The 7,487-nt window shown below is 73.0% G+C and carries 7 protein-coding genes; 5 read left to right on the top strand and 2 right to left on the bottom strand.

What is annotated here, in order from left to right; translation table 11 throughout:
- Nucleotides 1-240: 240 nt before the first annotated feature.
- On the bottom strand, nucleotides 241-1,368 hold the full coding sequence (locus AB0412_RS17275) for a hypothetical protein (protein WP_366403396.1): 1,128 nt from the start codon (nucleotides 1,366-1,368) through the stop codon (nucleotides 241-243).
- A 125-nt stretch (nucleotides 1,369-1,493) separates the two neighbouring features.
- Nucleotides 1,494-2,621, bottom strand: a complete 1,128-nt coding sequence (locus AB0412_RS17270; protein ID WP_366403395.1) for an alpha/beta hydrolase-fold protein — start codon at nucleotides 2,619-2,621, stop codon at nucleotides 1,494-1,496.
- 205 nt (nucleotides 2,622-2,826) lie between these two features.
- On the opposite strand from AB0412_RS17270, the gene AB0412_RS17265 reads away from it, so the two are divergent.
- The 5 genes from AB0412_RS17265 (at nucleotide 2,827) to folK (ending at nucleotide 7,480) form a co-directional block, all read left to right on the top strand.
- The gene (locus tag AB0412_RS17265; protein WP_366403394.1) at nucleotides 2,827-4,719 is read left to right on the top strand and encodes a phosphatidylglycerol lysyltransferase domain-containing protein; all 1,893 of its coding nucleotides are present in this window, start codon (nucleotides 2,827-2,829) and stop codon (nucleotides 4,717-4,719) included.
- A gap of 96 nt (nucleotides 4,720-4,815) precedes the next feature.
- Nucleotides 4,816-5,730 (top strand): dihydropteroate synthase, encoded by a 915-nt coding sequence (gene folP, locus AB0412_RS17260; RefSeq protein WP_366403393.1) that lies wholly within the window; start codon nucleotides 4,816-4,818, stop codon nucleotides 5,728-5,730.
- Nucleotides 5,727-6,263 carry a nuclear transport factor 2 family protein gene (locus AB0412_RS17255; RefSeq protein ID WP_366403392.1) on the top strand — a complete coding sequence of 179 codons (537 nt, stop codon included), beginning with the start codon at nucleotides 5,727-5,729 and terminating at the stop codon, nucleotides 6,261-6,263. Before folP ends, AB0412_RS17255 begins: the two co-directional genes overlap by 4 nt.
- Before the next feature lie 249 nt (nucleotides 6,264-6,512).
- Entirely contained in the window at nucleotides 6,513-6,872 is a 360-nt protein-coding gene (gene folB / locus AB0412_RS17250) for a dihydroneopterin aldolase (RefSeq protein WP_366403391.1), read from the top strand.
- Nucleotides 6,869-7,480, top strand: a complete 612-nt coding sequence (folK, locus tag AB0412_RS17245; RefSeq protein ID WP_366403390.1) for a 2-amino-4-hydroxy-6-hydroxymethyldihydropteridine diphosphokinase — start codon at nucleotides 6,869-6,871, stop codon at nucleotides 7,478-7,480. The genes folB and folK overlap by 4 nt, the downstream gene beginning before the upstream one ends.
- The last annotated feature ends 7 nt before the right edge of the window (nucleotides 7,481-7,487 follow it).

The raw sequence follows: 7,487 nt of genomic DNA, 5'->3' as shown, positions 1-7,487 counted from the left end.
GACGCGCCAGCCGCTGCGGGCGGACACCACCGCCCCGTCCCCTCCCCGCCGCGGGCGGCTGCGGCACGCCCACGGTCCGCTGCGCTTGCGCGCCGCAGGCGGCTGCGGGCCGTCATACGCGCGTAGCTGCGGGCAGTCGTGCCGCTGGGGCGATGGGGCCCCCCGCTCGAGCGAAGCCGAGAGTGGGGGAGGGTGGGCGCAGCGGCACCCCGCAAGCGCGGGCGAGCGGTCCCACGCCGTTCAGGACACCGCGCTGCGCAGGCCCTGTACGTCGATCTGTTCCGTCTCGTCGTGGGCCGTCAGGTCGATGACCTGGCCCACGGCCCTGGACTCCTCGTCGGCCGGCTTGAACCGGGCCTCCGCCTCCGCCTTGTGCAGGGCGAGCGCCTCCTGCCCTACGACGTCCGCGAGGTCCTCGTTCTGGACGGCCTCCAGCGCGGAGCGCTCCGCGTCCTTCTTCGTGCCGAAGAAGTCGAAGCCGCCCTCGGGCGCCTGGCGGCGCGCGGGCGCCGTCGGCGGTACGACCGCGACCGCGGTCGGCACGGTGTAGTGGCCGGCCGACCGGCGGGCGGGCTGGGCCGGTACCGCCGGGTCGGTGGGAGCGGCGGTCGCGCGGTCATGGTCGGCGACCGCCTCGGACTTCCCCTCCGCCTCGTCCTCCTGCGGCCTGTCCTTCTTCGTGGGCTCGGGGCCGTCGTCCTCGGGGCTGCCGTCGCCCTTGACCGGTGTCTCGTCGGCGTCGTCCTTCTCGAAGCGCGCCAGGGCCGCGCCTGCCCGGAGGAACAGCCGGGAGCCCTCCGGCGAGAAGACGGCCGGGGTCTCGTCGTCCGTCGGCTTCTCGGCGTCGGTGCGGGTCTCGTTCTCGGCTTCCGTCTGTGCGCCGGTGCCCGCCGGCAGGGCGCGGGCCGGGGCCGCGGCCTCTATCTCGAGCATCCGGCGCTGCTCCAGGACGCTCGCCCGGTCGGCCTCCGCCGTGGCGTAGCGGCGCAGGAGGGCCGCGTGTTCGTTGCGCAGGCCGGCGAGTTCCGCCCGCTTGGCCCGCAGCCGCTGCTCCAGTTTGACGCGCAGCTCGCGCGACTCGTCGAGGTCGGCCTCCAGTTCGGCAACCCGCTCCTCGAAACGCCACTCGTCGCTCGCACGCGCGCGCGTGAGGTCGGCGACGCGTTTGCCCGCCTGCGTGTCCCAGCGCCGCATGACGACCGCGCCGGTGACCGCCGTGGCCGCCGCGGCCGCGGACAGGACGCGTAGCACCGTCGGTTGCGTGAACACCCAGGGCCCCAGGGCGCAGACGAGGGACACGCCTGCGATCGCCGACGGGGGCAGCATCCTGTGCAGAGGCGGGGAATGGCGGTGACGTCCACGTGGCATGGCCAGAAACTTACCGCGCGTAGGCGAATGATGGGCCCCCGCCCCGTAAAAACAAAGCCGTACCGGCGCTTTCACAGCGCATCAGGGAACACGGTCCGAGCGTGAATAGGCAGGGTGGTCCATTATCAAGATCGTTTCGGTTCGGCGAGGCGCTTGCCGAGCCACTCCAGGGCGGCCGGAATCTCTCGTCGCCAGGTGTTGAAGTTGTGGCCGCCGCTTTCCAGGATGATCGAGGAGATGCGGGTGCGTTCGGCGGCCTTGACGTTCTCGATGAAGTCGAGCGTGGCCTTGTAGTTGGTCTCGCCTCTCTTGCTGCTGCTGACGAGGAGTGAAGTGTCCGGGGCGGGACGGTGTTCGAGGTACCAGCCCAGGTCGGCTTCGTTCTCGCGCTTCTCGTCGCCCTGGAAGAGATCGCCGGTGGTGGGGTCGACCGGCGCCTTGTAGTACGCGGAGAGTCCGGCCCCGGCGCCGAACACCTCGGGATGGTGCATCGCGAGCTTGAGGGCGCAGTAGCCGCCGGTCGAGTTGCCGATCACTCCCCAGGCGCCGCGCCCGCCGGTCACTCGGTAGTGCCCGCCGACGGCCTCGGGCAGGTCCTCGGCGAAGAACGTCTCGGTCTGCGGTCCGTCGGGGACGTCCACGCACTCGGTGTCCCGTGGCGGCGCCACCGTCGGGCGCAGCATCACCAGGATCATCGGCTCCATCCTGCCTTTCCGGGCCTGTTGAAGAGCCGTACGCGGGTAGCGCAGTTTGTCGACGAGCGCACGCGCGGTGCCCGGATAGCCGGTGAGGACGACCGACGCGGGGAAGTCGCGGGCCCGGTGCTCGGCCTGGAAGTACTCCGGCGGCAGATACACGTACGCGGGCGAGGCGATACGGCTCGTACGGCCCACGATGCGGACCTCGTCGATGCGGCCCCCCGTCTCGGGCCGGGCGCCCGTCACCCCGGGCACGCGCCCGGTGCCGACCACGCGGAGTGCGGCGCCGCCGGCCGCGTGGTCGACGACGACGCCCTGGTCCTTCTCCTGCCCGAACAGGTCGGCCCAGCCCGCGTAGAAGCCGAACGCCTGATTGGCCGCCAGGCCCGCCGCGGCGAACAGTGTCACCTGGGTGGCGAGCAGCAGGCCCACCCGCCCGCACACCGCCCGCCAGGTGCGCCGGGCCAGCCGCGGCCACAGCCACACCGTGCCGGTGAACAGCAGGGCGGCGGCGAGGACCACCGACCACAGCAGCTTGTCGCTCGTGAGACCCATGGGTGGTACCTGCCTGCACTTTCCGCCCTGCGTGCGCCGCCCTCGCTCCGTCACGAGGGCAGCGCCGGGCTGTCGTCGGCCTGTTCGGCGGCTTTGGCGGGCGGAGTGAACCTCTCCCCCCGAGACACCGTCCTAGAGGGCGCAATGTCGCCGGATGCCCGATCGGCACCGGATCCAAGGTCTCTCGCAGAACTACAGGATTGCGATGTCTGGCAGGACAGATGAGGAAATGTCGGGCCGGGTTCCGAAGCCCACGGCCCGTACGCGGGAGCGCGTGCGGGACAGCGCCGTGCTGCGCCGCGTGCGCCGGCTGCCGCGCGGGCCGCGCCCCGAGGCCGTACCTCTTCTGGTCGGCCGGGCGTGCGCACTGGTGGGCCTCCTGGACATCGCCGCCGGGGTGTTCCCGCGCTTCCGGCACAGCCGTATGCACGCCCTCGCGGAGGTGCTGCCGGGGGCCCTCGGGTCGTTCGCCGCGGCGCTCTCGCTCAGCGCCGGCGTGCTGTTGCTGCTCCTCGCGCACGGGCTCAAGCGCGGCAAGCGGCGGGCCTGGCGGGCCGCGGTCGCCCTGCTCCCGGTGGGAGCGGTGGCCCAGTTCACCTACCGGCACTCGCTGTTGGGCGTCCTGATCCCGCTCGTGCTGCTCACCCTGCTGCTGCGCCACCGTGACCAGTTCGCCGCGCTGCCCGACCCGCGCAGCCGGTGGCGGGCGCTGGCAAACTTCGTGCTCATGGGGGCCGGTTCGCTGCTGCTGGGCCTGGTCATCGTGAACGCCCAGCCGGGGCGGCTGGTCGGCGATCCGAGCCTCGCGGACCGGCTCGCCCACGTCCTGTACGGGCTGTTCGGCTTCGAAGGGCCGGTCGACTACCGGGGCGACACCTCCTGGACCGTCGCCTTCTGTCTCGGCGCCCTCGGCTGGCTCACCGCCGTCACCACCGTCTACCTGGCCTTCCGCCCCGAACACCCCGCCGCCCGCCTCACCGAGGACGACGAGACGCGGCTGCGCGCCCTGCTCGCCGAGCACGGCGGGCGCGACTCCCTCGGCCACTTCGCGCTGCGCCGCGACAAGGCCGTGGTGTTCTCCCCCAGCGGCAAGGCGGCCGTCACCTACCGCGTGGTGTCCGGGGTGATGCTGGCCAGCGGTGACCCCATCGGCGACGTCGAGGCCTGGCCCGGCGCCATCGAGCGCTTCATGGACGAGGCCAGGGCGCACTCCTGGACGCCCGCCGTCATGGGCTGCTCGGAGACGGGCGGCCAGGTGTGGACCCGTGAGACCGGACTCGACGCGCTCGAACTCGGCGACGAGGCGGTGGTGGACGTCAAGGATTTCTCCCTCGCCGGCCGCGCGATGCGCAACGTGCGCCAGATGGTCAAGCGCATCGAGCGCGCCGGTTACGAGACCCGGGTACGACGTGTCCGTGACCTCGGCGAGGCCGAGCTGGACCGGATCCGCCGCGCCGCCGACGACTGGCGGGGCACCGACACCGAGCGCGGCTTCTCCATGGCGCTGGGCCGCGTCGGCGACCCGGCCGACGGCGACTGTCTCGTCGCCACCGCGCACAAGGCCGATGCGGAGCCGGGTGAGTACGGCGACCTGAAGGCGATCCTGCACTTCGTGCCGTGGGGCGGCGACGGTGTCTCCCTGGACCTGATGCGCCGGGACCGCGCGGCCGACCCGGGCATGAACGAGCTGCTCATCGTGGCCGCGCTGCAGGCCGCGCCGGCCCTGGGCATCGAGCGGGTCTCGCTCAACTTCGCCATGTTCCGCTCGGCGCTGGCGCGCGGCGAGAAGATCGGCGCGGGGCCGGTGCTGCGGGCGTGGCGGGGGCTGCTGCTGTTCCTGTCGCGCTGGTTCCAGATCGAGTCGCTGTACAAGTTCAACGCCAAGTTCCGGCCGCGCTGGGAGCCCCGCTTCGTCGTCTACCGGGTCTCGGCGGACCTGCCCCGCATCGGCTTCGCCGCGATGCAGGCGGAAGGTTTCCTCAACCTGGCCGTGCCGCTCCCGCGCTTCCTGCGCCGCCGCACGCCCGCACCGCGCCCCTGCGCCCACCGCCCCGTCCTGGAACCCGCCCCCTCGGAAGGCACCGTCCGCGCCGCCTGATCCCCCGGACCGGCCCGAGCGGAAGCTCCGCCCCGTCCCCGGCTCCCGCTCGGGCCGCAGCACTCCCCCGCCGCCCCCTGGGCCTACGCTGAACATATGAGCAATCACAGCGGACGCCCTCACGTCGCGGGTCTTCCTCACTGGGACCGGTGCGCGGTCATGGGAGTCGTGAACGTGACCCCCGACTCCTTCTCCGACGGCGGCCGCTGGTTCGACACGACGAACGCCGTCAAGCACGGCCTCGACCTGGTCGCCCAGGGCGCGGACCTCGTCGACGTCGGCGGCGAGTCCACCCGGCCCGGCGCCACCCGCGTCGACGAGGCCGAGGAGCTCAAGCGCGTCATCCCCGTGGTCCGCGGCCTCACCTCCGAGGGCGTCACGGTCTCCGTGGACACCATGCGCGCCTCCGTCGCCGAACAGGCCCTCGCGTCCGGCGCCGCCCTGGTCAACGACGTCAGCGGCGGCCTCGCCGACCCCGCCATGATCCGCGTCGTCGCCGAGGCCGGCGCCCCCTTCGTGGTCATGCACTGGCGCGGCTTCCTGGAGGGCGGCAACGTCCGGGGCGTCTACGAGGACGTCGTCACCGAGGTCGTCGACGAACTGCACGCACGCGTGCAGGCCGTCCTGGAGGCCGGCATCGCGCAGGACCGCCTGATCGTCGACCCCGGTCTCGGCTTCTCCAAGGACGCCGAGCACGACCTGACCCTCCTCGCCCACCTCGACCGCCTCCTGACCCTCGGCCACCCGCTGCTCGTCGCCGCCTCCCGCAAGCGGTTCCTCGGCCGCGTCCTGGCCGGCCCGGACGGCGCGCCCCCACCCGCCCGCGAACGCGACGCCGCCACCGCCGCCGTCTCCGCCCTCGCCGCCCAGGCCGGCGCCTGGGCGGTCCGCGTGCACGAGGTCCGCGCCACCGCCGACGCCGTACGCGTCGCACGCGCCGTCGAAGAGGCCCGCACGATGCCCCCCGCAACCGCCGTGCCCGGCGCGCACGGCGCAGAAGGAGCCCGGTGAGCGCGCCCCACACCGACGTCGAGCAGGTCGAGGCCGCCAACACCGCCTACTACGAGGCACTCGAACGGGGCGACTTCGAAGAGGTCGCGTCGCTCTGGCTCACCCCGGCCGACCTCGGTGTCGACGAGAGCTACCACGACCCCGCCGACACCGGCGTGGTCTCCTGCGTGCACCCCGGCTGGCCGGTGCTCACCGGCCGCGGCGAGGTCCTGCGGTCGTACGCCGTGATCATGGCGAACACCGACTACATCCAGTTCTTCCTCACCGACGTGCACGTCTCCGTCACCGGCGACACCGCCCTGGTGACCTGCACGGAGAACATCCTCAGCGGTGGCCCCGCCCCCGAGGAGGGCGAGGAGCTCGGCCCCCTGGTCGGCCAGCTCGTCGTCGCCACCAATGTGTTCCGGCGCACACCCGCCGGCTGGAAGCTCTGGTCCCACCACGCCTCCCCGGTGCTCGCCGAGACCGACGAGGACGACGAGGACCAGGAGACGCCCCCCGACGACGCGCCGGTCGACGACAGCCCCGCGTGACCCCTCCCCCGCCCCGCGCGGACCGACAAGTGGTTGGAATCACGGCCACGCGGGTAGGGGCCGCTACCGACCCGTGAGCCCCCGGCCTCTCCAGGGAAAACGCGGGGTGAAACCTCCCGGCACCGGTCCCGGACCGCACCCTCGGCGGCCCGGCGCTGTCGGTGCCCGCAGGTAGATTCGACCTCAGGCCGGTGTGCCGCCCGCACGCGGCACCGACCGGCCGGACCGACGACTGCAGGAGTGATTCGCGTGGATCGTGTCGCGCTGCGCGGCCTGAGGGCCCGCGGGCACCACGGTGTGTTCCCGAAGGAACGCGAGGAGGGCCAGACCTTCATCGTGGACCTGGTTCTCGGCCTGGACACCCGCCCGGCCGCGGCCGACGACGACCTGACGAAGACCGTGCACTACGGCATCGTGGCCGAGGAGGTCGTGGCCGTCGTGGAGGGCGAGCCCGTCAACCTCATCGAGACGCTCGCCGAGCGCATCGCCCAGGTCTGTCTGAAGCACGACGGGGTGCGGGAGGTCGAGGTGTGCGTCCACAAACCGGACGCCCCGATCACCGTGCCCTTCGACGACGTGACCGTCACCATCACCCGGAGCCGCGTATGACCAGGCCGTTCACCCAGGGCCACACCGACCCGACCGTCCAGCCCGTACCCGCCTCCGTGGTCGAGCAGGTCGACGCCGCCGACGCCACCCTGCAGAACCCCAAGCGAGCCGTGGTCTCCCTCGGCGCCAACCTGGGCAACCGCCTGGAGACCCTCCAGGGGGCCATCGACGCCCTGGAGGACACCCCGGGCATCCGCGTCAAGGCCGTCTCGCCCGTGTACGAGACGGAGCCGTGGGGCGTCGAGCCCGGCAGCCAGCCCTCGTACTTCAACGCGGTCGCGGTCCTGAAGACCACGCTGCCGCCGTCCTCCCTGCTGGAGCGGGCCCACGCGGTCGAGGAGGCCTTCCACCGGGTCCGCGACGAGCGCTGGGGCCCGCGCACCCTGGACGTGGACATCGTCGCCTACGCGGACCTGCTCTCCGACGATCCGCACCTCACGCTCCCCCACCCCCGCGCGCACGAACGCGCCTTCGTCCTCGCCCCCTGGCACGACGTCGACCCCGACGCCGAGCTCCCCGGCCGCGGCCCGGTCACCCAGCTGCTGGACGCGATCACCCGCCAAGGCGTCACTCAGCGCCCGGACCTGGAACTCCGGCTGCCCGAATAGCCGTTAA

The sequence above is a fragment of the Streptomyces sp. NPDC052012 genome, from assembly GCF_040689265.1.
Taxonomy (GTDB): Bacteria; Actinomycetota; Actinomycetes; order Streptomycetales; family Streptomycetaceae; genus Streptomyces.
This window is presented reverse-complemented; position numbering and strand designations above follow the sequence as displayed.